21 protein-coding genes, 1 pseudogene and 1 riboswitch are annotated in these 26,005 nt (G+C 60.6%); of the genes and pseudogenes, 14 read left to right on the forward strand and 8 right to left on the reverse strand.

Annotated elements, in window-relative coordinates:
- From thiS to pmtA, 4 genes and pseudogenes are all read right to left on the reverse strand, one after another.
- Positions 1-198, reverse strand: a complete 198-nt coding sequence (thiS, locus tag NKK52_RS30910; protein WP_023685606.1) for a sulfur carrier protein ThiS — start codon at positions 196-198, stop codon at positions 1-3.
- Positions 167-1,168: a glycine oxidase ThiO gene (thiO, locus tag NKK52_RS30915; protein ID WP_023685605.1), complete on the reverse strand. Its 1,002-nt coding sequence runs from the start codon at positions 1,166-1,168 to the stop codon at positions 167-169. Before thiO ends, thiS begins: the two co-directional genes overlap by 32 nt.
- Positions 1,165-3,000: a phosphomethylpyrimidine synthase ThiC gene (thiC, locus tag NKK52_RS30920; protein WP_023685604.1), complete on the reverse strand. Its 1,836-nt coding sequence runs from the start codon at positions 2,998-3,000 to the stop codon at positions 1,165-1,167. Before thiC ends, thiO begins: the two co-directional genes overlap by 4 nt.
- A gap of 102 nt (positions 3,001-3,102) precedes the next feature.
- Positions 3,103-3,219, reverse strand: a riboswitch (TPP riboswitch).
- Positions 3,220-3,401: 182 nt separating this feature from the next.
- Positions 3,402-3,997, reverse strand: a pseudogene (pmtA, locus tag NKK52_RS30925) (phospholipid N-methyltransferase PmtA).
- A 173-nt stretch (positions 3,998-4,170) separates the two neighbouring features.
- Between pmtA and NKK52_RS30930 the strand changes: the two are divergent.
- Entirely contained in the window at positions 4,171-4,695 is a 525-nt protein-coding gene (locus NKK52_RS30930; protein ID WP_245263164.1) for a DUF309 domain-containing protein, read from the forward strand.
- A gap of 212 nt (positions 4,696-4,907) precedes the next feature.
- Here the strand turns inward: NKK52_RS30930 and NKK52_RS30935 are convergent, their stop codons facing one another.
- The gene (locus NKK52_RS30935; protein WP_352630850.1) at positions 4,908-6,563 is read right to left on the reverse strand and encodes an MFS transporter; all 1,656 of its coding nucleotides are present in this window, start codon (positions 6,561-6,563) and stop codon (positions 4,908-4,910) included.
- A gap of 329 nt (positions 6,564-6,892) precedes the next feature.
- Between NKK52_RS30935 and NKK52_RS30940 the strand changes: the two genes are divergently transcribed.
- Positions 6,893-7,228, forward strand: coding sequence for a hypothetical protein (locus NKK52_RS30940; RefSeq protein WP_031204413.1), 336 nt, complete (start codon positions 6,893-6,895; stop codon positions 7,226-7,228).
- A gap of 152 nt (positions 7,229-7,380) precedes the next feature.
- On the opposite strand, the gene NKK52_RS30945 is transcribed toward NKK52_RS30940, so the two are convergent.
- The gene (locus tag NKK52_RS30945; protein WP_198031547.1) at positions 7,381-8,838 is read right to left on the reverse strand and encodes an NAD-dependent succinate-semialdehyde dehydrogenase; all 1,458 of its coding nucleotides are present in this window, start codon (positions 8,836-8,838) and stop codon (positions 7,381-7,383) included.
- Between the two features lie 197 nt (positions 8,839-9,035).
- Here NKK52_RS30945 and NKK52_RS30950 point away from each other — a divergent pair, with 197 nt between their 5' ends.
- The 12 genes from NKK52_RS30950 to NKK52_RS31005 all read left to right on the forward strand — a co-directional run bounded on the left by NKK52_RS30950 (position 9,036) and on the right by NKK52_RS31005 (position 23,874).
- A complete protein-coding gene (locus NKK52_RS30950) occupies positions 9,036-9,221 on the forward strand; it encodes a hypothetical protein (protein WP_156939308.1) in 186 nt (61 codons plus the stop codon).
- A gap of 425 nt (positions 9,222-9,646) precedes the next feature.
- Positions 9,647-10,708 (forward strand): type IV toxin-antitoxin system AbiEi family antitoxin, encoded by a 1,062-nt coding sequence (locus NKK52_RS30955; protein ID WP_245263163.1) that lies wholly within the window; start codon positions 9,647-9,649, stop codon positions 10,706-10,708.
- Positions 10,696-11,565 (forward strand): nucleotidyl transferase AbiEii/AbiGii toxin family protein, encoded by an 870-nt coding sequence (locus NKK52_RS30960; protein WP_023685599.1) that lies wholly within the window; start codon positions 10,696-10,698, stop codon positions 11,563-11,565. The genes NKK52_RS30955 and NKK52_RS30960 overlap by 13 nt, the downstream gene beginning before the upstream one ends.
- Before the next feature lie 91 nt (positions 11,566-11,656).
- Positions 11,657-12,163, forward strand: coding sequence for a GIY-YIG nuclease family protein (locus tag NKK52_RS30965; protein ID WP_031204411.1), 507 nt, complete (start codon positions 11,657-11,659; stop codon positions 12,161-12,163).
- Positions 12,164-12,853: 690 nt separating this feature from the next.
- Complete coding sequence (locus NKK52_RS30970) at positions 12,854-13,297, forward strand: hypothetical protein (protein ID WP_023685597.1); 444 nt, start codon at positions 12,854-12,856, stop codon at positions 13,295-13,297.
- Positions 13,298-14,378: 1,081 nt separating this feature from the next.
- Positions 14,379-15,152, forward strand: a complete 774-nt coding sequence (locus NKK52_RS30975; protein ID WP_023685596.1) for an SDR family NAD(P)-dependent oxidoreductase — start codon at positions 14,379-14,381, stop codon at positions 15,150-15,152.
- Between the two features lie 195 nt (positions 15,153-15,347).
- A complete protein-coding gene (gene torT / locus NKK52_RS30980; RefSeq protein ID WP_033000535.1) occupies positions 15,348-16,418 on the forward strand; it encodes a TMAO reductase system periplasmic protein TorT in 1,071 nt (356 codons plus the stop codon).
- 93 nt (positions 16,419-16,511) lie between these two features.
- Positions 16,512-17,996 (forward strand): sugar ABC transporter ATP-binding protein, encoded by a 1,485-nt coding sequence (locus NKK52_RS30985; RefSeq protein WP_352630952.1) that lies wholly within the window; start codon positions 16,512-16,514, stop codon positions 17,994-17,996.
- Positions 17,993-18,967, forward strand: a complete 975-nt coding sequence (locus NKK52_RS30990; protein WP_023685593.1) for an ABC transporter permease — start codon at positions 17,993-17,995, stop codon at positions 18,965-18,967. The genes NKK52_RS30985 and NKK52_RS30990 overlap by 4 nt, the downstream gene beginning before the upstream one ends.
- Entirely contained in the window at positions 18,960-19,949 is a 990-nt protein-coding gene (locus NKK52_RS30995; RefSeq protein WP_031204409.1) for an ABC transporter permease, read from the forward strand. The genes NKK52_RS30990 and NKK52_RS30995 overlap by 8 nt, the downstream gene beginning before the upstream one ends.
- A 16-nt stretch (positions 19,950-19,965) precedes the next feature.
- On the forward strand, positions 19,966-22,026 hold the full coding sequence (locus tag NKK52_RS31000) for a hydantoinase/oxoprolinase family protein (RefSeq protein ID WP_023685591.1): 2,061 nt from the start codon (positions 19,966-19,968) through the stop codon (positions 22,024-22,026).
- Positions 22,027-22,056: 30 nt separating this feature from the next.
- Positions 22,057-23,874 carry a hydantoinase B/oxoprolinase family protein gene (locus NKK52_RS31005; protein WP_023685590.1) on the forward strand — a complete coding sequence of 606 codons (1,818 nt, stop codon included), beginning with the start codon at positions 22,057-22,059 and terminating at the stop codon, positions 23,872-23,874.
- A 13-nt stretch (positions 23,875-23,887) separates the two neighbouring features.
- Here NKK52_RS31005 and NKK52_RS31010 read toward each other — a convergent pair whose 3' ends face one another.
- Both NKK52_RS31010 and NKK52_RS31015 read right to left on the reverse strand, forming a co-directional pair.
- Positions 23,888-24,571, reverse strand: coding sequence for a GntR family transcriptional regulator (locus NKK52_RS31010; protein WP_023685589.1), 684 nt, complete (start codon positions 24,569-24,571; stop codon positions 23,888-23,890).
- Positions 24,572-24,658: 87 nt separating this feature from the next.
- A complete protein-coding gene (locus NKK52_RS31015; RefSeq protein ID WP_023685588.1) occupies positions 24,659-25,972 on the reverse strand; it encodes an aspartate aminotransferase family protein in 1,314 nt (437 codons plus the stop codon).
- Positions 25,973-26,005: the final 33 nt, after the last annotated feature.

A 26,005-nucleotide genomic window follows, 5' to 3' on the forward strand; every position in this document is an offset into this window, starting at 1 on the left:
CTAGCCGCCCTGCATGGGCGAGAGGATTTCGATCCGGTCGCCGTCGTTCAATTGGAATTCCGCCCGGTTGGCTTTGTGCACGAGGTCGTTGTTGACGGCGGTCGCGAGCCAATCGCCCTCATAGTCAAGCGCGGCAAGCAGCTCGGCCAGCGTGGTGGCGGCAACCTCATGCGCTTCGCCGTTGACCATCAGTTTCATGAGCAAGCTCCTTGGTTCTGTCTTGACTGAAAACCAGGTCGGCAGCCTGGCGCGCCATGGCGGGAGCCAGGAGAAAACCGTGACGATAGAGCCCGTTGATCGCGATGATTTCACCCTTGGTTTCGACGCGCGGCAAATTGTCGGGAAAGGCTGGGCGGACGCCGACACCGGTTTCAACGATCTCGGCCTCGCCAAAGGCCGGGTGGAGGGCATAGGCGGTACCCAGCAGTTCCATCATCGAACGCGCCGTAACCGGTCCGACGGACTGGCTTTCAATCATCGTCGCACCAATCATGAAACGGTGGTCGGTGCGCGGCACTGCGTACAGTGGAAAGCGCGGATGCAGCAGCCTGACAGGGCGCGACAGCGAGATATCAGGGGTACGCAGGGTGAGCATTTCGCCGCGAACGCCGCGCAGCCAGTCATTTTGTGCCGCCATTCCCGTACAGTCGATCTGACGATCGAAACCAAAAACATGATGCGCGTCGGCGCCGAAGTGGAATTCAACACCCGTGGCCGCGAGCTTGTCATGAAGTGCTGCCATCGCCTGGCGCGGATCAAGATGGCCCTCAGCGGGGAAGAGCAATCCGCGGCGGAAGCGGCCGGCTAAGTCGGGCTCCAGCAAGGCAATTTCATCTTCCTCGACGCGCCGATAGCCCGTCGTGCGGCTGGCGAACCGGTCGAGCTCGCCCGCATCGCGCGGCGAGGCCAAGACCAGCGTTCCCCGTCGTGTTACCAAGCCGGGCGTTGCGGCGTCCCACCAGTCGGCGGCGTCGCGTCCGAGATCCAGCACCGGCTGCTCGGCGCTTTCACGCTCGCACCACGGCGCCAACATGCCACCGGCGAACCACGACGCATTGCCCCCAAGGGCAGGCCTTGTCTCGGCAACGGTAACCGCCGCGCCGCGTGCGGCGAACTCGAAGGCGGCGGTGAGGCCGGCAACGCCCGCCCCTTTGACCAAGACCTTCATGATGGCTCACGTGGCTGAGGTATGAGCGGTGCGCCGGTCTCGTCCGCCGGCAGGTAGAGATCGCCGCCCTCGCGGTATTTCGCCGCCATCGCCGCCATGCCCTCTTTCTGTGCCTCGGCGCGGATGTCGTGGGAGATACGCATCGAGCAGAATTTCGGTCCGCACATCGAGCAGAAATGCGCCAGCTTGTGCGCCTCCTTGGGCAAGGTCTGGTCGTGGAAGGACCGCGCGGTTTCGGGATCGAGCGACAGGTTGAACTGATCCTCCCAGCGGAACTCGAAGCGCGCGCGCGAAAGCGCATCATCCCTGACCTTCGCTGCCGGATGGCCCTTCGCCAGGTCGGCGGCGTGGGCGGCTATCTTGTAGGTGATCACGCCGATCTTGACGTCGTTGCGATCGGGAAGGCCGAGATGCTCCTTGGGCGTGACGTAGCAGAGCATGGCGGTGCCGAACCAGCCGATCATCGCGGCGCCGATGCCTGAGGTGATGTGGTCGTAGCCCGGCGCGATGTCGGTCGTCAGCGGTCCGAGCGTATAGAACGGCGCCTCGCCGCAGACGGCGAGTTGCTTGTCCATGTTCGCCTTGATCTTGTGCATCGGCACGTGGCCGGGGCCCTCTATCATCACCTGGCAATCCTTCGCCCAGGCGATCTTCGTCAGCTCGCCGAGCGTCTCCAGCTCGGCGAACTGCGCCGCGTCATTGGCATCGGCGATCGAGCCTGGACGAAGACCGTCGCCGAGCGAGAAGGAGACGTCGTAGGCTCTGGCGATGTCGCAGATCTCCGCGAAGTGCTCGTAGAGGAAGCTTTCCCGGTGATGGTGCAGGCACCATTTGGCCATGATCGAGCCGCCGCGCGAGACGATACCCGTCACCCGGTCGACGGTCAGCGGGATATAATGCAGCCGCACGCCGGCGTGGATGGTGAAATAGTCGACGCCTTGCTCGGCCTGTTCGATCAGCGTGTCGCGGTAGACCTCCCAGGTCAGATCCTCGGCAATGCCGCCGACCTTTTCGAGCGCCTGGTAGAGCGGCACCGTGCCGATCGGCACCGGCGCGTTGCGCACGATCCAGTCGCGGATGTTGTGGATGTTGCGGCCGGTCGACAGGTCCATCACCGTATCGGCGCCCCAGCGGATCGCCCACACCATCTTTTCGACCTCTTCCGCCATCGACGATGTGACGGCGGAGTTACCGATATTGGCGTTGATTTTGACCAGGAAATTGCGGCCGATGATCATCGGCTCGCTCTCGGGATGGTTGATGTTGGCGGGAATGATCGCCCGTCCGCGCGCCACCTCGTCACGCACGAATTCGGGCGTGACGAAATCGGGCAGTGTCGCGCCGAAAGCCTCGCCGTCGCGCTCAAGCTTGCCGTGCAGGATCTCGCGACCAAGGTTCTCGCGAATGGCAACGAACTCCATTTCGGGTGTGATGATGCCGGCGCGCGCATAGGCAAGCTGCGTCACCGCCTTGCCTGCTTTGGCCCTGAGCGGTCGGTGGCGGATGGGAAATTCCGGCGTCAGGCGTTCGCCCGTCGCGAATCCGTTGTCCTCCGGCCGGACATGGCGGCCGTCACAGTCCTCGACATCGCCGCGGGCCAAGATCCATTCGTGGCGAAGCCGAGCCAGGCCTTTTTCGATGCTGGTTTCGACAGCCGGATCGGTATAGGGGCCCGACGGATCGTAGACGGTGACTGGCGGTTCGCCGGCTGTCGGATGGACGGAGATTTCGCGCATCGGCACTTTGATCTGCGAGTGGATGGTGCCGGGCTTGTGGATCTTCCGCGAGGCGGGCAGCGGTCCCGTCGACACGGCAGGGGTGAGGGCATTCATCTTGAGGCTCCTTTGCTCATGCATTGGAGACCCAGTTCTGTGCCGGAAGGATGAAAAGACGCTTCTGTCGACCTGCCGAAACAGGACCTCGGGCGTAACTCCCGCAAAGCGCTTGCACCGTCCCTACGCCAGTATGAACTGGATCAGGTTCAACGGGTCACTGCGCCGCGAAAGCCAGCAGTATCTCAGCCCCTTGCCGGGACTCCCCTGGTGAATGCCTCAGGTTGAACGGGCCGGCGCGGCTTTGTCAAGCGCATTTGGCCCGCCCACTGTCAAATCAAACCAGGACCGCTTCGTCTTCTTGGCAGTCTGGCATCTGCCCCTGCTCTGTCCACATCCTGTTTGGGTGGAAGGCCACCACCCAGCGGAACCCTCAGAGAAGGAAAACCGTCCAGATTTGGCTAGACTGCTCGACGATAAGTCCAGAGCTGTGCCGGCGGTATGTTGCGGACGACGAAGTCATAGTGGGAAACCACGTAACGGTCTGGCATCTTGATCACCGGCGACAGAAGTCCATATGTGATCTGAATTAGCGGCCGGCCCGCAGGAATACGGGCAAGCAGATCCTCAACCAGCGCGACACGCTGTTGCATTGGAAAGCTCAACAGCGGGACTGCACTTATAACACAATCGAACTGTTCACCTTTGCGCTCACCCAGAGCTTTGTCCAGCGCAAATGCGTCGCCCAATCTGAAGTCCACATTCGGGAGCGTTGCACCAGGCCGTCGTAGAAAATCCTGGAATATTCGACTGAAACCAGCTGGCGCGGCTTGATTCCCCTAGCCAGGATCGCCTTTGTGATGACACCGGTTCCCGCGCCAAGCTCCAGAATCGGCAATCCTGACCGTGGGTTCACCACGCTTGCCATCCGGCGTGCCGCATAAACCGAAGTGGGAATAAGGGCTCCCACGCCCTTCTTGTCCTTCTGCCAGCCTTTGAAGAATTGGACTTCTTCCTCAAACCTTTTGCCGAGCCGCTCCTTCAGTCGCAAAATCATATCTTCTCCTTGCGTCAGCCGCTTACCCAACGTCATCATTTGGCAAAGCGCGTTTTGGCCAATCTCGGCACCTTTTACAAGCCGGTTACGACTGCTTCCCTGTCACGACGCGGTCAGCATGAATTGCCCCTTAACGCACTTTCATGTTTGCTGGGTCTATGTTTCGCCCTCGCTTGCTGCCCGAAAAAAGTTTCCCGAGCTATGCGTATCTGCCCGGCAAATATCCGCATCCGGTGCGCGATCCCTTGGGCCACAGTTACCGATCAGATCCGGTGACCGTCGCCGTTGGCGAAGCGCTTGGCTCAGATGTGTTTCTATGGGGAATCGACCTTTTCAATCACGGCTACTACTGGGAAGCCCATGAAGCCTGGGAGCCTCTCTGGCAGGCTGCGAAACAAAGTGCTCAGCACCGCATGTTCTTCAAGGGACTGATCCTGTTAGCGGCGGCCGGGGTGAAGATCCGCGAGGGCAAGCGGGTCGCAGCGGCGCGCCATGCGACAAGAGCTGCAGGGCTTTTTCGTCAGTTGGTGAGAGTGCCGGGCGGCCTGTGGGAGAAAGCGCTGGGAATGACACCCGCCGCGCTCGCTGAACATGCCCAAGCGATCGTAGCTTACCCGGTTGTTCCGCGGGAGCCAAAGCCTGCCCAGCCTGAGCCCGTGTTTGATTTCATACTCGCACCAGTATCCGAGAGCGTTTGATCGGCAATTCAGTGGTTCAAGTGTCCAGCTAGCTTTGTAGCAGGAAATGGGCTGTGAAAACCGCTCACCACCCGCATGCGTCACAAACAATAAGAGTGCAGTAAGGTTTTATAGGCAACTCGCGGCCGCTTCGATGTCGATGGTCTTGAGGGTCGGGGGCGACCGGTCGCGCTCGTAGCCAATCGATTGATGACAGAGATGCCGGCCAGGCTTCAATGACGGGGATGGCGAAAAGCTGAGTGCTCGGGCTTGCGGGCCGAGCTTGTCGGCCGCTCGATGGAAAGTGTCATTTGAGGTGGGGTCTCGGCCGCGTGCAGCTGAAAGACACGCTCGTCCAGTTCCTTGTCCACTTCCGTCAGACGATGATTGAGGCGAAGGTAGTCCGTCCAGGTCGGCGTGCGAAACGTTTCTGTCCAATGCATAGGCTTCTGCAGGTTCCGCTGGAGCGTCCAGTTCCGAGCACCGACGCGGCTGTGTACGTGGCGCCGCTGCCGCATGAGGTCGAGGAAGGCCTCGAGATTTCTCTCGGCTATCAGATATTCGACCTTGACCACGATCGGGCCGCTCCTCGGCTTCAAATTGAGAGAGACAGCTGGGGCATCGAATTCCTCCAAGGGATCGGGCTCGGAGTCGCGGCGCTCTCGAAGAGGAAAGAGAACGCCGGCTGCAGCGACGATCAACAGGGCTCCAGCGGAACCCTCCAGCGCCCAGGTCAACGAATGGTTTTCGGCCACCGTGCCCCACACCCAGCTGCCGAGCGCGATGCCGCCGTCTATCAAAGCATAGTAGATCGAGATGGTGCGCCCCACGACCCAGCGCGGGCTCGCCAGCTGCACGCTCACACCAACCCCGGACCAGGCGGTCACCCAGCCCGCGCCGCCCAAGGCGAGTGCAATTGCCGCCACGGCAATCGAAGATGTCAGTGCCAGGGAGAGAGAACACGCCGCACAGGCCACGCAGGAGAGCCTCATCAGCCTTTCTTGCGACAAGCTCCGTCTGAACAGGCTGTTGGAGAGGTCAGCCAAGACGGCACCGGTCCCGAAGCCAGCCATGAGCGCGCCATAGGCAAGCGGGCCTCCTCCCAGCTGGTCGCGGACAACCACCGGCAGCAGCGCGAGTATGGCGATGCTCGCCAGGCCAAAGAGGGTTCCGCGCGCGATCGCTGCCTTGATCTCCGATGACATCGCCGTGAAGCGCAGCCCGTCATAAATTGCCGTCCTCATCGACTCGCGGGGAAGAGGGGAAGAACGAACCTTCCACTTGCAGCGCCAAATAGTAGCCAAGGGTACGAAATAGGTGAGCGTGGTTACGGCGAATGCCGCCATAAGCCCAAACGAAGCAACCACAATGCCGCCGAGCGCCGGACCCACAGTCCGGACGGTGTTGAAGCCAACAGAAAGCAGGGTGACGGCAGCGGGAACATCGCGTCGATCCACGATATCGCCAACCGACGCTTGCCAGGCCGGATCATTGAGAGCACCGCCGCTTGCGATCAAGAAGCTGAAGCCGAGGATAATCCACGGATTGACAAAGCCCAGCGCCACGGACGCGGTCAGCATCGCAGAGGCAATCACCATAAGGCAGCGACCGGCGAACATGACCCGGCGCCGGCTGAAATTGTCGGCGAGAACTCCGGCGAACACGGACAAAATGAAAGCGGGCAGGTTCGATGAAGCCTGCACCAGCGCAACCATCAGATCGGAAGTCGAAATCGTTGCCATCAGCCAGCTGATAGCGACAGTCTGCATCAACCAGCCGAGGCTTGAAACCTGCGTCGCGAGCCAGATCGAACGAAAGGTCGGCTGCAGAAGTGGCCCAAAGGTCCTTGGTGCAGCCAAATCTTCGTTTGATCCAGCCACCCTACTCATTTTGCGAACCTTTGCTTTCCGTTATTGTCGTTTCGCATGTAATCTAGGCTGAACCGTGGCGGCGGGAAGAATAGAGAGGAACTGGTTGCCTCCGACGAGTGCAGCACAGTTTCCTCGGCATTGAGGGTCGCGGCACGCGGGCGTGGGCCGGCTCACTCGCCTTCGAAGATGTCTTGTCAAGGTCGGATTCACTTGTCGCTTAACGCACCAGGCTTCATCAACGCGCACTTTGCGGAGCGATGCCTTTTCGCGAAACGCGACCCTGTTCTTTGTTGAAGACTCATTCATCAGCGGCGTTCGATGCGCTGGCTTAGGGAGAGTGAGGACGCTTGCAGATCTTCGACAGGATCGATTCACTGATAGGCGCAGACGATTGCCGGGCCGCGATCGAAGAGGCGCGCGCCTTGCTACTTCGATTCGAACAAAGGTCTGATGCGCTCACGCATGCGATAGACGACTTTCTGCTCGACCTGATAACGCTGGCTTTCATTGTTGAATGTTACGGACGCGGCTTTGAGCTTTTGGCGCGAACGCTGGCCCGTAGAAGACTGGCAAAGGTCAGGCTTTTGTCGGAAGGGTCGATTCCGCCAGAGAGAAATGACGCCCAAAGCTTGTTGCTAACCGGCTATCGCGCCGCGTTCCGCCACAGTGACGAAGGCAATTGACGACGTTCGACCACCAAAAAATAGGCGGAAAACCGGGGCCCTTTATGAGGCAGACTGGGTGCGGATTGTTCCGCGAATCTGAAAACTGCGGGTCCATTTCGTGGCGTCCGGCCGTCCGCTGGCCTTCATCGCGGCAATCGCCGCCCGCCGCCTCAGATGCCGCCCATGCAGAGGTACTTCATTTCGAGATAGTCTTCGAGGCCATGGCGGGAACCTTCCCGCCCGATGCCGGACTGTTTTATCCCACCGAAGGGCGCGGCTTCTGAAGACATGCGTCCTGTGTTGATCCCCACCATGCCATATTCCAGCGCCTCGGCCACACGCCAGACACGCTTCAGGTTCGAAGCATAGAAGTAGGCGGCGAGGCCGTAGATCGTGTCGTTGGCCTCACGCACGGCCTGATCAGCATCCTCAAAGCGAATGATCGGCGCCAAGGGTCCAAAGGTCTCTTCTTGCGCCAGGATCATTTCCCTTGAGACGTTGCTGAGAATCGTCGGCCGGAAAAAGTTGCCATTGCTGCCGATCCGGCCGCCGCCACATCGGATCGCGCCACCTTTGGCCAAGGCATCGGCAATGTGAAGTTCGATCTTGGCCAGTGCATGCCCGTCGATCAGCGGACCGATGGCGACACCTGGATCGAAGCCGTCGCCGACCTGAAGCTCACGGACACGCTCCACGAATTTGGCGACGAATTCGTCATGAACGCCCGACTGGACGTAAAGCCGGTTGGCGGAAACGCAGGTCTGGCCGGCATTGCGGAACTTGGCCTGGATCGCTCCGTCGACGGCAGCATCGACGTCGGCATCATCAAAGACGATGAAAGGCGCATTGCCACCCAACTCTAGACCGACTTTCTTTATCTGGTCCGAGCACTGGCGCATGAGCAATCGGCCGACCTCGGTCGAACCCGTGAAACTGATCTTGCGGACCTTGGCGTTCGAGCAGAGTTCGCGGCCGACCGTATCGCCTTCGGAGGCGTAGATGAGGTTGACGACGCCTTCGGGAAAGCCGGCAAGATGGGCCAGAGCAAACATTGCACCTGCCACCAGGGGCGTCTGTTCAGCAGGTTTGAGCACAATAGTGCAGCCGGCGGCGAGAGCCGGCGAAATCTTGCGCGCAACCATTGAAGCCGGAAAGTTCCAGGGCGTAATCGTACCAACAACGCCGATCGGCTGTTTGATAACCAGCATGCGACGGTCTGCGGAGGGCGCCGAGATCGTCTCGCCGTAGATGCGGTTGGCCTCTTCGGCGTACCATTGCAGATACGCGGCAGCATGCGCCACCTCAGACTTCGCTTCGGCTAGCGGCTTGCCCATCTCCGCAGTGAGAATCGCAGCGAGATCGTCGGCGTGGTCGACGATCAGTTGATGCCAGCGCCAGAGAACGTCGCTGCGTTCGCGAGCTGTCAGTGCAGCCCATTCAGGTTGCGCCACATGAGCTTTGTCGATTGCGGCGCGCGTCTCCTCGACACCCATGTCGGGCAGCTCCGCCAGCACTTCGCCGGTCGAAGGGTTTAATACCTCGAAGGTCTGCTCACTTACCAGCATGCCAAGAGCCGGCACCCGGTCAATGGCTCCGAACAGCTCGCGCGATTTCAGATGGCGAAGCATTGGCTCGTACAAGGGCAACGCGAATCCTCCTCGATGCAATTGGCGTGTCACACGACTTTTTGGTTTATCCGCTGGCCTAGGATTTCGCATAGGGCCTCAGTGAGGGGCCACTAGACCCACTCGAATCCACTCAACCGAAACTGATGTCAGTTGTGCGAAACAGTCCGACCATTTCTCGAAACAAGGAGATCGAATCCATGTCGTTGCTCGCGCACTGGAGAGCAAATCGTGATCCTGCCGCGCTGTCAAATATTCCAACTGGTTTTTGCAGTCCAACCGCCCGTGAACGCGCTGGAGCACTGCGCGTCTTTTTTGCGGAAATAGAAGTGCCGAGGTCAGATTTGAAGCTGCCGCAGCGCTCAGTTCAGCAGGGCTATCCCTGATCTATGGCCTTGCTTTGATGGTGGGAGCGCTCTTTGCGGACCATGTCGTACGACTCGATATACGCCATCTCCAGAAGGTATCCTAGGAACTGCAGCCTGTGAGACCCCGCGATCTGATTCAGCTCGCTGAGCATTGCGCTGATGAAGGCAAGCGCCTTGGCCCGGTCGGATCTCAATCCCTTGTCGATCTGGCGCGCTATCGATGATTTTGGTGAAGGCGCCTTTAGTTGACGCCTTTCGATACTCAGGTCGCGGCCATCGACATAAGATGGATTGATTGGGGCACGGGCGAAGCTAACTCAAGATTAATTTTCACTCTTGGTCGAATTTCAACATCCGCTGAAACCGCCACATTTTGTGAAATTGCGATTGACATATTTCAGTAGGTCAGCCATTTTCAGCGGGTGCTGAAATCGGGCGACTCATTGAAAAGCATTGAGCATCAAGCTGCGGACGCTCTGCGGGCCGTCTTAAACGATATTCCGCCCGTTTCCATCGAGAATGTAGAGGTTGAAGCCGACGCTTTCGATCGCGAAATCGATATTCTTGCGTATATCAGCGCCTTCGGGCGCACACATATTCTCGTCTGTGAGGTCAAGTCGAGCGGACAGCCGCGCCACGTTCACTCGGGCCTACTCCAGGTGCGAAGGGCGGTAAACCACATAGGAAAAGGCGCAATTCCTGTGTTCATTGCGCCCTTTCTTTCTCCAGAAGCACAGGCTCTTTGCCAGGAAGAAAATGTGGGCTTCCTCGATTTCGAGGGAAATTGCCGGCTCGCTTTCGACGGCATATTTATTGAGCGTAAGGTTCCGACCCGACCCGCAATCGAACGCCGCGAGTTGAAGTCGATCTTCAAACCGAAGTCCGCGCAGGTTCTGAGAGTGATGTTGCGCGATCCACACCATCCCTGGCGCGTCACCGAGCTTGCGGAAGCAGCCGGTGTCAGTCTCGGCCACGTCAGCAATGTCCGCGCTGCGCTTGTGGATCGGGAGTGGGCGAAAATCGGCGACGATGGCATGTCGCTTTTTCGGCCGGCAGCGGTTCTGGACGCTTGGCGGAACTCTTATGAGCCGCCAGCGGGTGATCGCCAAACCTTCTACACTACCTTGCACGGCAAAGCGTTCGACCAGGTCGTTCGCGATGTGCTTGGTGCGTCGAATCGAATTGACCGAGCGATCCTCGCATCGTTCTCGGCAGCGCAATGGATTGCGCCATATGCTCGGGTAGGCAGCCAGTTCTTCTACGCAGATAGCGGAGGTCTCGACCGTCTGCGGCATGCCCTCAAGCTGTCGTCGGCGGCGAAGGGTGAAAACGTTGTGATCACGATCCTGAAGGATGAAGGGCCACTGCTTGATACAATCGAGCCGGCGCCCGGCGTCGTTTGCACAAGTCCTGTTCAAACTTACCTTGATTTGGTGATATCCGGGGAGAGGGGACAGGAAGCCGCTGACCATTTGCGGCAGGAGAAATTGCAATGGCTCCAGTAGTACCGCCCGATCCGCAATCGGCCGCCGACTACGACGACCGCACCACCGCGGCCGTGAAATCGGTTCTACTGGAAATTGGTCAGATACTCGGCAGTTTCAAAGGCAAGTTCGCCGTGATTGGCGGCGCGGTGCCTTGGCTCCTCCTAGAAAACGAAGAAATGCCGCATGTCGGAACTCTCGACGTCGATCTGGGCCTCGATACCGAGGCACTTGGAGATGGCGAATACGCCCGACTTGTCGAGGCACTTATGGGGAATGGGTATGAGCAGCGTGACGATCACCGTCTGTTCCAGCTTGTTCGGACAGTGCCTGTCGATGATGGTGGAGGTCCGATCGATGTGGTTGTCGACTTCTTGCGTCCTTTCGACGCCGTCTTCACAAAGAACAAACCGCCGCTGATCGAGCATTTTGCCGTGCAGCGGGCATCGGGTGCCGAATTGGCCTTACGCTTTTACAACCTCGTTGCGATTTCGGGCGAGATGCCGGATGGAGGCGCGAACCACGTCAACATCGCCGTCGCATCGATCCCCGCCCTCCTCGCAATGAAGGGCTACGCAATCGAGAACCGCCTGAAGAGGAAGGATGCATACGACATCTATTACTGCGTTCGAAACTATCCAGGTGGCCCCGATGCACTTGCCGCGGATTGCGAGCCGGTTCTCGCTCACAAGGAAGGCAAAGAGGGCTTCGGGTTTATTGCCGGCAAGTTCGAGGCGGTTGATAGTTTTGGCCCCACTAGCGTCCGCCAGTTCGTGCAGGACACCCAAATTCTCGGGGAACGCACCGCCGAACAATGGCAGCAGGATGCATTTGGTCAGGTCGATGCGTGGCTCCGTGCACTTGGCTGGAGAGAGTAGGTGACCGCGCTGCTGCCGTTCCTCGCTAGCAATTTTTCTTTTGGGAGTGCAGCGGGGTTGAAGCGCGTAGCTGAATATCCTGAATGCTACAATGACCGTCTATTTTATCACTGAATTGGACAACAGCCTTGCCGGCCGTCTTTATGTGAAGGTCGGACGCTCGCAGGCGGTCGATCGCCGCATAGCCAACCTGCAGACTGGCAATCGGCGTAGAGTTGCGTTGATGGGAGAAATTCGGACCGGATCGATTTCCGAAGACCGCGTGGTCGAACGGCGGTTGCACCTCATATTCGACCACAAGGCAGATTCGGGAGAATGGTTTTTCCTGTCGGCAGACGACGTTATTTCTGCCCTGAAGCTCTTTTCATCGAGGGCTTACATCTCTGTCGGACAAGATGCCTTTGAGATCATTTCCTATGATAGGGACGCGGTTCCGGAATATGCTAGTCCATGGCTATGGGGCGAGCTCGACTGCTATGAATTCTGTCCCAACTGCGGGTGGGCGGGTGGCTGGACCTACAGCGAGAACCATGGTGGCGACGTGTGCCTTGAGTGCGGGGTCTCGGAACGCACGTACGATGCTGATGATCAGGTCTAGCAGGATATACGCTACGAGCATACCGACCTGGGAAGCCGATGGTGGCCTCGTCCCCACTCGAGAGCTTGACCAGGAATGGTCTTGACGTTTGGCCGGCCGGTGCAGGTCGGACTCGCCCCGCACTAGCGGAACCGCGGCCGTTTAATTGCTATCGTCGGTGTCGGTACCAAAGTGGAGGGTTGGGCCGGTTCGGGCCGACTGACCGCGGCGCAGAAGGACCGAACAACTCAAGCTAGTATTGCGAAGAAATAGATGAAACAAATCCTGTGCGCATTGTTTCAAACCGATGCCCAACGTCTTGCGAGTAACATTTCTGGGTGGGGATCGGATGGCTGAACAGAGGGTGGGGCGGTATCGACTGATCCGTCGGATCGTAGGTGGGGACGCCAAGAGAGGAGTTCCTGATCTGTGGCAGGCCGAAGATGCTGGAGACCTATACTACGTCAAGCTCTGGAATAAACCCGTAGGAGACAGCTCCGCGATCCAGGCGCTCTGGAACCGCGAAGTTCGGGGGCTTATGCGGCTTCAGGGCTATCCTGGCGCCTCAGAGCTATTCGTCAAGCTTCGAGATCTTGACGCTGACGACAAACACTTCTTCGCTGTCCTCGACGGCGGTTCAATGGAGCAATCCGAAAACAACAACTCTAGTCCAACGCTAGTCGATCAAACATTCAATGACGCAGGGGGCCTATGGCGAGGAAATCGCGCTTCGATGTTGCATTCGCCGATCTGCATAGCGAATTCAAGGCGCGCACGAAGCGGCGTTTTCTCGACGATATTCGAGACCAGCTCGAGGAAGATCCCGAAATGGTGGAGATCCTTCGGAAATGGCGTGCCGCGCCACGCCTCTTCGCGGTATCATTCGATCGGTGGACAAATGAGAATACCTTTTCCTATGGCTATTTCGCCCTCGTACTAGTCGCCCTCGACGCCATCGCCGGGGGCGCCGGTATCTACAAGCCGGTCAACCAACTTCGGGTGCTGCGTTGGAACGGCACAACGGCGGATATTCTGACCGTGCTTCGCTACCTCATACGGCTGAATCCCCAAATCCGTGCGCGTCGGTTGCTAGTCCTTCCTTATCCCTCTCCACCTGTCGGCCGGCGGATCGATCGAGCCATTTACCGTCGATGACCGCGATGAGGCCGAAGGCGGCATTTCGTACACGGCGTCCCAGCCGGATCAAAACGTTCGATGCATCGCCGCACCGGCGCGTGCAATTGCATATTCCGATTCATAGGATCAAGCTTCTTGTGGGTGGCGCCGCCCAGACGAGCATTGCAACATTGCGAAAATCCATGCCTCAGCCCGGCGCTTGCCGTGGGATCCTTTGCCGCCCGCGAACACAGTCGCCCGGAAATGGAGCGATTGCGGCTGGCATTTGATCAGTCAGCGGCAAACGCTGCCGCGAGTTCAGAGTAGTCTAGGTAGCACTTTGGGCCGTTCCCCTCGAACGGGCTCGCGAGTTCGAACCAAATATCCGTCGTCCCATGTTCATGATTTGTGCCTCGAAAGTCGCATAATGGCAGTCCGGAACCGCACTGCCATCGCCATGCAGCCATGTCTTTCCATCAGCCGCAGCCTAACCGGTCCCTCAACGCCAGAACACCACAGCCCCTATTCTTGACAGTCGCCTTATAAGTTATAAGTTAACACAGACTTTGGGCAGGGGACGCGTCACAGCGTTTGTTCGTGTCTGCGGAGTGCGCGTCTCGTGACCCTCACTACCTAGCTTGGAAGTCTATTTGTGGGCCGTCGAATGATGAGCAGCATCGCCGGGGGGCGTCGAGGGTTAACAGTGATATTTTCGCATAGCCGAATGCCGCAGTTCCACGATAAGAATTTTTCTGTGGCTCCACCTGACAATGGGTGTCTTCGAAGCTTACGATCGCAACGCCACTGGATGCCCGGGTTTCAACATCATCAAAGACTGTGTCTTGTCAGCGCCGGACCGCCGCGGTTCGTCGAGGCCATGACGCTTCGGGCGTGCTGGAGCTTGGTTTTCAGCGCGACTTACACTGACTGAACGCGGCGCAGGCTGCGTGCTCCGACATGCCTTTATCCGACCACCGGCGGCGCCACGCCCGTGAACACGATCGACGCGCGCAGTGAGCCACCCCACCGTGGGCGGGACCACAACCGAATTGCGCGAGCCTTGCTGGAAGCGTGACAGCGCAACCTGGCTCGTTGGGCCAATCATTCATAAGGCTGAACCATGAGAGAAAAAGAGAGTGTCTATGTCGTAACCGGCGGCACGCATGGCATCGGCGCCGCCTGTGTCCGGCGCCTTGCCGAGCAGGAGAACGCGGCCGTCGTCTTCACGGGTCGCGACGAGGCTGCCGCACGAGAAATCGTATCCAGCCTCGCCAATGCACATTTCATCGCCTGTGATGTGCGCGACGAAGCCCAATGCCGAACGGTCATCAATACCGCGATGATGCTCGGTAACGGAAAGATAGCCGGATTGGTCAACAACGCCGGCATGACGGGGCGAGGGGCTTTTGAGACCGCCACCCTGAGCGATTGGGACGAGATCATGAGGGTGAATGCGCGCTCGTCGTTCGTCTTCACCAGCGCGGCGCTGCCAGGCCTGCGCGCGGCGCGCGGATCGGTGGTGATGATGTCATCGGTGGCCGGGCTGATGGGCGAGGAGGGTCTGGCCATCTACTCGGCCTCCAAGGCCGCGCTGATCGCCTTGACCTTGTCGCTGGCATTGGAGATCAGCGACGTTCGCTTCAATGCCGTCTGCCCCGGCCAGATCGCAACAAGGATGATGACGGGCACGCTAGCCATTCCTGGCCGCAGGGCTCTGCTGGAAAGCCGCATTCCAGTGGGTCGATTGGGAACTCCCGAAGACGTCGCCGAGGCCGTGGCCTGGCTGCTGTCGCGCGCTTCATCTTTCGTCAACGGCATCGTCATGCCGGTCGACGGCGGCGAGGGCGCGGGATTGAAGACGCTCACCCTGCCTGAAATTAGCACCAGCGTATGAAAGCCTGTTGACTTATAACTTATAAGTAGTACGGTGGCGATGTGAATGAGCGACAGCGCGGACAACCCCAAGGCGCATTCGCCGAAAAGGTGACTTCCACGCATCGGCAGATATCTCTGCTCCCAAGGCAGACCGGGGAGCCGGCGAATTCGTCGGCTCCCCACCCGGGAACACACGAAACAAATGGGGAATCACATGACCAAGACTCGCGCTTTCCAATCCATGCTCGCGGCGGCTTTCGTCACCAGCGTGGCCGTCCTGCCCAACGCCGCCCAAGCCAAGGATTGGTGGCCCTTCAAGATCAACGCGGCCAAAGGCGGCGATCTGAAAAAAGTCGAGGCACTCGACTATGTGCCGCTGGAAAAGGCCGAGAAGCCCTGGAACCTGTGCGTCTTGTTTCCGCACCTCAAGGACAGCTACTGGGTCTCGGTCGACTACGGCATCGTCGAAGAAGCAAAGCGCCTGGGTGTCAAAGTGACGGTCCTGCAGGCCGGCGGCTATGACGCACTGCCAAAGCAGCTGTCGCAATATGACGATTGCGTCGCATCCGGCGCCCAGGGCATCCTCGTCGCCGCCATCTCGGAAGCCGGTCTGGCGGCCAAGCTGAAGGAGGGCGACGCCAAGGGTCTTGTCCAGATCGCCGTCGCCAATCCGATCCTGGAAACCCCGATCACCGCGCGCATCACTCCCGATACCTACCAGAAGGGTTTTCAGGAGGGTGAGTACCTCAAGAAGTATCTCGGCGACAAAAAGACGACCGCGATCGGCCTGCCGGGTCCGCAGGGATCGGGCTGGGCTGAGAGCTATATGGCGGGCTTCCGCGACAGCACCAAAACCGGCAACATCAAGCTAGCGGCCGAGCTCTATGGGGAGCCCGGCGTTCCGCAGAGCCTACGCCTCGTCGAGGACGCGTTGCAGACCTATCCCGATCTCAATGTCATCTGGGGCGGGGCCGCGGCGGCGGAAGCGGCCGTCAGTGCCGTCGCCGACGCCGGCCGCGACGATGTCGTGATCATGTCGTCCTACGAGAACCAGACGATGCTGAAGCTGGTCAAGGAAGGCAAGGTGCTTGGCTTTGCCGCCGAGTATCCGGTCATGATGGGCCGCATCAGCGTCGACCTCGCGGTGCGCGCCTTGGAAAAGAAGGACTATGAAAAGATTCTGCTGGTCGCGCCGGGCATCGTGACCAAGGACAACGTCGACAAGATCGACCCGACGCAGATTTTCGCGCCCGATGGGTGGAAGCCTGAATTTTCGGTACAATAGTCGCATCTACGATGGGCGGTAGACCTCGGCCTTGGCCTGCCGCCCTTTTTGCTTCGAGTTCGGTGGTGTCAAAAGATGCTTGAACTTACGGGTATGACGAAGCGTTTCGGGGGTGTGGTGGCGCTTGACGGCGTTGATTTCTCGCTGTTGAGCGGCGAGGTCCATGCCCTTCTTGGCGAAAACGGCGCCGGCAAGTCGACGCTCATCAATCTGATAGCGGGAACCTATGGCTGGACCGAAGGCTCGTGCCGTATCGACGGCCAAACCGTTTCCGCGCTGACCCCGCAGAAATCCCGCGATGCCGGGGTGGCGGCGGTGTTCCAGGAATTCAGTCTCGTCCCCGACCTCACGGTCGAGGAGAACCTGTTTCTTGGACGCGAGATCAAAGGAAGGCTTTTCCTGAACCGGCGCGCGATGCGTGCCCGCGCGGAGGAACGCTTCCGCGACATTGGCTTTCACGTGGAGCTGGACAGCAAGATCGAAACGCTGACCCGGGCGCAAAAGCAGATGGTCGAGATTGCCAAAGGCATGCTTTCGGATGCCAAGATCCTCATCCTCGACGAACCGACCGCGTCGCTTACCGACGGTGAAGCGGAAAAACTGTTCGCCGCAATCGCGGGCCTCAAGGCGCGGGGCGTCGGCATCATCTATGTGTCGCATCGCATGGCCGAGATCCGTCGGCTCGCGGACCGTGTCACGGTCTTGCGAGGAGGGCGCAAGATCGACACAGTGGCCATCGCCGCGGCATCGGACGCGACCCTGATCGAGATGATGGTCGGCCAGCCGGTCGAACGACTTTATCCATCAATTAGCCAGCGCCCCGCCGAAATCGTGCTGGCGACCAGGGGGATCAGTGTCTCCGGCACCCTATCCGATGCCTCCATCGTGGTCAGAGCTGGCGAAATCGTCGGCCTGGCGGGCCTGGTTGGCTGCGGTCGTAGCGAACTTTGCCGAGCCGTATTCGGCCTGGAGCGTGTGACGTCCGGTGAGATCGAACTCCATGGCGAGGTGGTCAGAGCGCCAGTGCCGCACAGCATGTTGCGTGCTGGACTTTGTTACTACCCGGCCGATCGCGGCGCCGAGGGACTGGCGCTTGGCCGGCCAGGCCGCGAGAATGTGACCATGGCCGCGCTCGACGACCCGAGACTGTCCCAGGCCGGACTGCTCAAGTTCTGGCGCGAGCGCCGGGCGATAGCCGCGCCGTTGAAGACACTGGGTCTACGACCGATGGCGCCGGAACGCGCGGCGTCGTCGTTTTCGGGAGGAAACCAGCAGAAACTCGTGCTGGCGCGCGGTCTGATGCGTCCTGTCTCGGTCCATATTTTCGATGAACCGACGGTCGGCATCGACGTGGGCGCCAAAAGCGAGGTCTACAGGCTTATGAAAAGCCTGGTCGAGAATGGCGCGGCTATTCTGCTGTCATCGTCCGAACTGCCAGAGCTCGTTCACCTGGCCAACCGCGTCTATGTCATGCGCGAAGGGCGCATAGTCGCCGAACTCAAAGCCGACGGCATCACCGAGGCCACTGTGCTGCGTCACTATTTCGACGCCGAAACCGGCGCCACGGAGGCAGCATGAGCCCTGACACGCTGCGGCGCCGTTTTCTGGAAACCGGCGGGATCGTCATCCTGCTTCTGGTCGCGGTTGCGGCCGCGGCCGCGATCATCGAACCGCGTTTTCTGAACCGCCTGAACATCCTCAACGTCCTGCGCAATTTCTCCTTCCTGGCGGTTCCGGCGATCGGCCAGATGATCGTCATGACCACCGGCGGTTTTGATCTGTCGGTCGGCGCCACCATGGCCTTGGCGTCCGTGGTCACGGCCGCGGCGATGGCCGCGATGCCCGACGCGCATGGGCTCCAGCTGCTGATGCCGGTAGCGCTGGCCTTGGCCTGCGGCGCCTGTGTTGGCCTGGTAAACGGCACGCTGGTGGCGCGCCTTTCCCTATCACCTTTCATGGTGACATTGGCATCGTTGTCGATCGTCGCGGGACTTACGCTCTATTACACGCAGGGTATCCCGATCTATGGCGTTTCCGACGCCTTCGTCTATGCCATCGGGCGAGGGCAGGTGCTTGGCCTGCCGCCGGCCTTGCTGCTGGCGATCGTGGTGATCGCCATCGCCATCATTCTGCAGCGTCGGACCGCGCTCGGGCGCCACTTCTACGCCGTCGGCGGCAACGTCGGCGCCGCCCGACTGTCGGGAGTGCGCACACACCGTGTGTTGATTACCGCGTATGTGCTCTCCGGTCTCCTGGCCGCACTCACCGGCGTGCTGATCACCGCCCGTATCGGTTCCGGCCAGTCGACGATCGGCGGGACGCTCGGACTGGAGACGATCGCAGCGGCGGTGATCGGCGGCGTTTCATTGCGCGGCGGCTCAGGCCGCGCCGAGAACGTCGCCATGGCGGCGCTGTGCCTGGCGATCATCGCCAATGCGATGAACCTCACGCAGATCGACAGCAAATTCCAGACGCTGGTGCTGGGTTCGGTGCTCATCGGCGCACTGGCTTTCGACCGAATTGTTCAGGGGAGGCGGGCCAATGTCTGATCGTCCAGACATGGCGGCTCCGGTTGTTCTTGACCGCGCTCGCCCGGACATCCGCCAGTTCGCGTCGCAGGCCAAGCTGCCGGGGCTCGTATTCCTGGCCCTGCTGGGTCTGGGTCTGCTCGACCCGCGCATTGTTTCAAGCGGCAATCTCTGGAACATCGCGATCCAGACGAGTTATCTCGCACTGTTTGCCATGGCGCAGACCATGGTGCTGCTGACGCGCGGCTTCGACCTGTCGCTTGGCTTTACCGTCTCGCTCGTCAGCGTCATATCGGCGATGGTGATGACCGGAAGCGGCGATATGCCCATCCTGTGGGGGATCGCCGCTGGCCTTGGCGTCGGGCTGCTGATCGGCGGGCTGAACGGCGTCCTCATCGCCGGTATCGGGATCAATCCACTGGTGACGACGCTTGGCATGGCCAACATTGTCATGGCACTGGCGTCAACCGTCAGCGGCGGCTTTCCCGTGCCGGGCGTTCCCGAAGCCTTTACGGACGCCTTGGCGGAGGGACGGCTGATCGGCATTCCGGTGCCCATCCTGTTCGCCGCGCTGTGTTTCGCACTGCTGTTCCTGGTCCTGCGCTTCACCGTGTTCGGGCGCGGCCTGTATCTCATCGGCGCCAACCCTCGCGCGGCGAAGGCGGCGGGCGTTCGCACCGGACGCGTCGTTGCGATCGACTACGTGGTCTGCTCGCTGCTGGCCGCGATTGGCGCCATGCTGCTCACCGCGCGCACCGGATCGGGCGAGCCCAATCTCGGCGGCAACCTGACCCTGGAATCGATAGCGGCGGCGGTGGTCGGTGGCGTGCGCCTCACCGGCGGCGAGGGAGGCGTCACCGCGGCTCTGCTCGGTGCCCTGTTCATCACGGTCATTTCCAACGCCATGAACCTCATGCAGGTCGACGGCTATCTGCAGCAGGTTCTTTTGGGCCTCATCATTCTGGCCAGCCTGATACTGGGCCGCGATTACAAGAAACGCTAACAGCTTCGGACCTTAAATGGCTTATCAAGTCTGCATCGACATCGGCGGAACCTTCACCGATTGCCTGATTTCCGAGCCCGGTGGGAAAATCTCGATCTTCAAATCGCCCACCACGCCCGGCGAATTCGAGAAGGGATTCATCAACGTGCTGCACGTCGCGGCCGCCGGATACGGGCTCGATCCCGCGACGTTCATGACCAAGATCGACTTGATCGTACACGGCTCGACCGTCTCGACCAACGCGCTGGTCGAGCGCAAGACCGTCAAGGTCGGATTGATCCTCAACGAAGGACATCAGGACATCCTCGTCCTGCGCGAGGGGCCGCGCAAGGGCGCCTTCCAGTGGCGGCTCGACTATCCCGAGCCCTATGTCCCGCGCCACCTGACGAAGACGGCGCGGGGCCGCGTCGATGCGCGCGGGCGGGAGCTCACGCCTCTGTCGAGATCCGATGTCGAGGCGGCGATAGCCGACTTCCGGCGCTATGGGGTCGAAGCGATAGCGGTCGGTCTGCTTTGGTCGGTCGTCAATCCCATCCATGAAACAACGGTGCGCGAAATCATCGCGCAGGCATGGCCGGAGATCCCGGTGACGCTTAGCCATGAAGTCAATCCGATGTCGCGCGAGTACAAGCGCATCATCGCGGCCGCCATCGACGCGTCGATCAATCCGATTGTGCGAACCTATATCGAGGACTTGCGGCGAGCACTGTCGCAGGCTGGTTTCCAGGGCGAGCTGCTGCTGGCCAACTGCGTCGGTGGAATGATGCCTCCCGCCGAGATGCTGCGGCGGCCAATCTACAGCGTCATGTCGGGGCCGACGCTGGCGCCGATGGCCGCGCTGGCGCTGAGCGACGAAGCCAACGTCATCGTCGGTGACATGGGCGGCACCACCTTCGACGTCTCGGCTTTGCGCGACCACCAGATCATCGTCACCCCGGACAGCATGATCCACGACGATTCGCTGGGGATCGCGAAGGTGGATGTGAGATCGGTCGGCGCCGGCGGCGGGTCCATTGCCTGGGTCGATGATGGCGGCCTGCTGCGGGTCGGCCCACAGAGCGCTGGCGCGCGGCCGGGGCCGGCATGCTACGGAGCGGGCGGCACCGCGCCGACGGTCACCGATGCCAATGTCGTGCTCGGCATCATTGACCCCGATTATTTTCTCGGCGGCCGGATCAAGATCAGCCGCGAACTGGCCGAGAAAGCGGTCGCGAGCATCGCGACGCGGCTCGGCATCCCGCTGCTCAACGCGGCTTACGCCATCCAGACCACCAGCAACCACAACATGGTCGGGGCCATCGAGGAAATCACCATTCGCGAGGGCATAAACCCACGCGACAGTTTCTTTGTCTGCGGCGGCGGCGCGACCGCCATCCACATCGCCGAGATGGCCGACATATTGGGCTTGAAACGCTACATGATCCCGCGCTTCATGGCTGGGTTGAGCGCGTTCGGCGGGTTGATCTCTGATATCACGCGCGAGGAAAGCGCGGTTTTCCTGACCTCGACCCGGCGCTTCGACGCCGCTGGCGTCTCCGACATCCTGGCGCGGTTGAAGGTGTCGGGCGAGGCATTCCTCGAACAGGCCGGCGTTGAGCCCGAGCTGCGGCGTTTCGAGTTCTCCTTTCTTGGTCGCTACGAGTACCAGTCCTGGGAAATCGAGGTCCATTTCGAGGCCAATGAGCCGCGCCTCGAAGCGGAAAAACTCCCAAGTCTCGTCGAAGCGTTTCATCAGATGCACGAACGCATTTATTCGATCAGATCCGACCGCGACATTGTCGAATTCACCAACTGGAAGCTGCGCGCGGTGGGCAAGCGGGCTAACCAGGATGCCTGGAAGGATTTCAGGCTGGCCGACCAGGCGACGGCGCCGGTCGCCAAGACCCATCGGTCAGCTTATTTGCATGAAACCCGGCGGACGAGCTCTCTGCCTGTTTACGACATGGACCAGCTGGGCGCGGGGGCGGCGCTTGATGGGCCATGCCTGGTGGAGGCGACGACGTTCACCGCCTTCCTCAAGGACGGACATCGCGGGCGCGTCGACCCACAAGGCAACATCGTCGTGACCGTCGATTGACACCAACCTTCCCGAGCAAGGCATCATAAAATGAATTCACCTGTCATTCGCCTGGAGACGCCAACGCGCCGCGTCGATCCGTTCCTGATGTCGGTTCTCAAAAGCCGGTTCGAGGCCGTCGTGCGGGAAATGACGCTGGTCGTGATGCGGGCCAGCCGCTCGGCGGTGATCAAGAACGCCCGCGACCTGAGCTGTGCGATCCTGACCTATGATCACCGCCTCGTTTCCACCGAGGACGCGCTGCCGATCCACGTCATGTCGATGGATCTGGCGACCCGTCCGATAACGGAGTTGTTTGACGATATCGCCGACGGCGACATCTTCCTCAACAACTGCCCATACACGGGCGGCACCCATCATGCCGACCTGATCATGGCGATGCCGATCTTTTTCGATGGCAAGCCGCTGTTCTGGGCCGTGGCGCTTTCCCATCACGCCGATACTGGCGCGCCGACGCCTTCGACATATCTGCCATTCAACGTTTATGAGGAAGGCATCCACTTTCCCTGCGTGCGCGTGGTCGAACAGCACAGGGAGAAGCAGGACATCCTGCGCATCGGCATGATGCGCAACCGTGTTCCAGACATCTGGCTGGGCGACGTGCGCGCCCAGATCGGCGCCTGCAGGACCGGTCGACGCCGTCTATTGGAACTGCTTGAAAAATACGGCCGCGACACGCTGCTGGATTTCGTCGAGGACTGGTTCGACTACGGTGCGCGCCGCGCCATGGCCGAAATCGCCAAATTGCCGAAGGGCAAGTTCTCCTACGAAGTCCGCCATGACCCGGTCCCCGGCGTGGCGGAGGAGGGCATCCCGGTCAGGATCACCATCGATGTCGACCCTGAAGCCGGCGAGATCACGGTCGACGTGCGTGACAACATGGATAACGTCCCTGGTGGTCTCAACCTTTCGGAAAACACCTGCACGGGCTCGTGCCGCATTGGCGTCTTCAACAATCTCGACGACGGCATCCCGCACAACGAGGGCGCCAAGAGCCGGATAAAGGTGTTGATGCGGGAGGGAAGCGTGGTCGGCAAACCCCGCTACCCCGTAGGCACCTCGGTGGCGACCACCAATGTCAACGACCGCTTGATCATCGCCGGCAATTGCGTGTTCTCGACCATGGGAGAACCTTATGGCCAGGCCGAGAGCGGCTCGCACCTGCCAGCGGGGATCGGCGTGATTTCAGGCAAGGATCCGTTCAAGGATGGGCAGCCCTACGTCAATCAGGTCTTCATTGGCTACGCCGGCGGCGGCGCGCGTCACGGCTATGATGGCTGGCTGACATATTGCGGGCCGGCGAATGGCGGCCTGATCGCGCTGGATTCCGTGGAGGTGGACGAATCCATGTACCCCATCATCATTGAATCGCGCGGCGTGGTGGCGGACACGCAAGGCATTGGCGAGTTCGAGGGCGCTCCCGCGGTAGGCGGTGTCTTCTATCCCGTCGACCACGAAATGACACTGGTCTACTCGGCCGACGGCACAACCTTTCCGCCGCGTGGCGTGCTCGGCGGCGGTGACGCCAAGGCCAGTCATAGTGCCAAGCGCGGCACGGACGGCAAGCTGGTGGAATTGCCTGCGTTCCATGAGGAGGCGTGTCGCGCCGGCGAGCGCATCGAGTTCGTTGCCTGTGGCGGCGGTGGCTACGGCGACCCGACCAAGCGCGATGTCCGCCTTGTCGCGGCCAGCGTTGGCCGCGGCTGGCTAACGAGCGAAGCGGCTCGCCAATCCTACAAGGTGGCTTTGGTGCTAGACGCTGAGCAGGGCGTTTGGGTCGTCGACCAGGATGCCACCGCGCGCCTCAGGACGGCCTCAGCCAGCGCGAAAAAGGTCGCCGGCGAATGACCGATGGGTTGGATCACGCTCGCTTGGCGGCCGCGTCCTGCTCGTCGAAATACCGCAACAGGTTCATGCCACCGCGCACGATGTCGCGTTCGATCGCCTTACGCGCCACCTTCTTGTTGCGGGTCCGGAACGCTTCGATCAGCGTCTCGTGCTCCTCCGCGCCGATGTAATCGTTCTCGGCCTGCAGATAATACACGTTGAGGATCGGTCCCATCGAGACCCACAGGCTTTCGATCTGGGCGATCAGCATATCCATCTTGGACAGGCGGTAGACGCCGAAGTGGAATTCACGATTGGCGCGACGGGCGCGGTCAGCATCGCCGGACGTTTCGCCGGCCACGAAATCGCGATGGATCTCGACAAGTTTTTCAATGTCCGCCTCCGAAACATGTTCGACAGCGAGTTCGGCCGCTAGTCCCTCGAGCGCGATGCGAATGAGCCGGACCTGCCAGTAACGCGACCGCGTCAACTCTGGAACGGTGATGAACCGCCCTGACCGCAGTTCCAGCGCCTGCTCGCTGACGAGCCTGAAACAGGCCTCGCGCACAGGCGTGACGCTGGTGCCCAGCCGTTGCGCCAGATCCTGCATCAACAGTCTTTCGCCGGGCCGGAAATTGCCCGCGATCAGGGCTTCGCGCAGCGAGATATAGGTTCTCGCCGACAGACTGCCTTGCTCGATTGGCTGCATCGTGCTCATGGTCCACCGCTGCATGTTGGCCGCACCGAATCAGCAACGGATAGTGCGAGACGCTCTTATATCCTATGAGTCCGTTGCGAAACATGGCTAGGAGCTGGCGGGTTTCCCAGCGGAGAGCTTGCGCAGGATTGTCTCGATAACATCCAGTGACTTCTCAACCGTCGCCCGGTCATGGCTCCCTGACAGGTAGAGACGCTTGAGCGGAAGCGGCTGACCGATCAGCCGGTTCGCCACCATCTCCTTGCGGAATGCGAGATCGAAGACATCGTCGTTGCGCAGCAAGTCCTCGTAGTCGCGGTAAGGACCGCTGAGGAAATAGATCAGCCAGACCGAGCCAAACCCGGCGCTCTGCGCGGGCAGGCCGAGGCGATCGATAATGCCATCCAGCTGCGTGCGCATGAAAGCGCCGAGGGCGAAGAGGCGGTCATAGAAGCCTGGTTTCGACAGCTCCTCGATCGTCGCCTGCATGGCGGCGAGCGTCGACGGCGTGCCGTTGAAAGTACCGCCCATGAACACGGAGCCTTCCCCGGTCCGGCCGACGAGCTCCATGAGATCGCGACGACCGGCCACTAGGCCAACGGGATAGCCTGAGGAGGCCGCCTTGCCGAAGGTCGCGAGATCAGGCGTGACGTCGGCGATCGACTGATAGCCGCCGAGCGCGTGGCGAAAGCCGGTGATGACCTCGTCGAAGATCAGCACGACACCATGATCGCTGGTCAGGCGACGCAGGTCGCGCAGAAAAACATCCGTCGCGATCACCGACCCCATATTGTGAGCGATTGGCTCGATGATGATCGCCGCTACCTCGCCCGGATTGGCCTTGAGATAATCCTCGACGGCGCCGGCATCGTTGTAAGGCAGCACGATGGTGTGACGGGCGGCATCATCGAGGATGCCGGCGCTGATGGGGTCGTACTTGCCGATCGCCTGCGCGTGCGACTGTACGTTCATGGCGACATAGTCGTGCCAGCCGTGATAGCCGCCTTGGAACTTGATGATGCGCTTGCGACCGGTGGCGGCACGGGCAAGGCGCAGGGCGTGATAGGTCGCCTCCGATCCGGAATTGCAGAAGGCGACGAGATCCGCGCAAGGGATGCAGTCGACCAGCGCCTCCGCCACCTCGATCTCCAGCCGCATCGTTCCCGCACCGACAAGATCGATTTCCTGGGAGACCGCAGCGATGCGTTCACGCACCGCTGGATGACAGTGGCCAAGCACGTTGGCGCCGAAGCCGCAATGGAAGTCGGTGTACTGGTGTCCCTCGACGTCGTAGAGAAACGCACCCTGCGCCCGGGCAAAGACATGCGGCGCGCCGAGCCTGCGGCTCGGGCTGAGCAATCCGCCCGGCATCACCGCACCGGCGCGCTCGATGAGTGAGGTGGTGTCATTCTGATCGGTCATCGTAATGTCCGTGCATGGCTATGGTTGTCCGCC

It is taken from the genome of Mesorhizobium sp. C277A (assembly GCF_040324395.1).
GTDB lineage: Bacteria > Pseudomonadota > Alphaproteobacteria > Rhizobiales > Rhizobiaceae > Mesorhizobium.

What these genes read in the sequence shown, in the direction of transcription:
- thiS (WP_023685606.1), bottom strand. Translation starts at nt 198, where the DNA reads ATGAAACTGATGGTCAACGGCGAAGCGCATGAGGTTGCCGCCACCACG.
- thiO (WP_023685605.1), bottom strand. Translation starts at nt 1,168, where the DNA reads ATGAAGGTCTTGGTCAAAGGGGCGGGCGTTGCCGGCCTCACCGCCGCC.
- thiC (WP_023685604.1), bottom strand. Translation starts at nt 3,000, where the DNA reads ATGAATGCCCTCACCCCTGCCGTGTCGACGGGACCGCTGCCCGCCTCG.
- NKK52_RS30935 (WP_352630850.1), bottom strand. Translation starts at nt 6,563, where the DNA reads ATGAGTAGGGTGGCTGGATCAAACGAAGATTTGGCTGCACCAAGGACC.
- NKK52_RS30945 (WP_198031547.1), bottom strand. Translation starts at nt 8,838, where the DNA reads ATGCTTCGCCATCTGAAATCGCGCGAGCTGTTCGGAGCCATTGACCGG.
- NKK52_RS30950 (WP_156939308.1), top strand. Translation starts at nt 9,036, where the DNA reads ATGTCGTTGCTCGCGCACTGGAGAGCAAATCGTGATCCTGCCGCGCTG.
- NKK52_RS30960 (WP_023685599.1), top strand. Translation starts at nt 10,696, where the DNA reads ATGGCTCCAGTAGTACCGCCCGATCCGCAATCGGCCGCCGACTACGAC.
- NKK52_RS30965 (WP_031204411.1), top strand. Translation starts at nt 11,657, where the DNA reads ATGACCGTCTATTTTATCACTGAATTGGACAACAGCCTTGCCGGCCGT.
- NKK52_RS30970 (WP_023685597.1), top strand. Translation starts at nt 12,854, where the DNA reads ATGGCGAGGAAATCGCGCTTCGATGTTGCATTCGCCGATCTGCATAGC.
- NKK52_RS30975 (WP_023685596.1), top strand. Translation starts at nt 14,379, where the DNA reads ATGAGAGAAAAAGAGAGTGTCTATGTCGTAACCGGCGGCACGCATGGC.
- torT (WP_033000535.1), top strand. Translation starts at nt 15,348, where the DNA reads ATGACCAAGACTCGCGCTTTCCAATCCATGCTCGCGGCGGCTTTCGTC.
- NKK52_RS30985 (WP_352630952.1), top strand. Translation starts at nt 16,512, where the DNA reads ATGACGAAGCGTTTCGGGGGTGTGGTGGCGCTTGACGGCGTTGATTTC.
- NKK52_RS30990 (WP_023685593.1), top strand. Translation starts at nt 17,993, where the DNA reads ATGAGCCCTGACACGCTGCGGCGCCGTTTTCTGGAAACCGGCGGGATC.
- NKK52_RS30995 (WP_031204409.1), top strand. Translation starts at nt 18,960, where the DNA reads ATGTCTGATCGTCCAGACATGGCGGCTCCGGTTGTTCTTGACCGCGCT.
- NKK52_RS31000 (WP_023685591.1), top strand. Translation starts at nt 19,966, where the DNA reads ATGGCTTATCAAGTCTGCATCGACATCGGCGGAACCTTCACCGATTGC.
- NKK52_RS31005 (WP_023685590.1), top strand. Translation starts at nt 22,057, where the DNA reads ATGAATTCACCTGTCATTCGCCTGGAGACGCCAACGCGCCGCGTCGAT.
- NKK52_RS31010 (WP_023685589.1), bottom strand. Translation starts at nt 24,571, where the DNA reads ATGAGCACGATGCAGCCAATCGAGCAAGGCAGTCTGTCGGCGAGAACC.
- NKK52_RS31015 (WP_023685588.1), bottom strand. Translation starts at nt 25,972, where the DNA reads ATGACCGATCAGAATGACACCACCTCACTCATCGAGCGCGCCGGTGCG.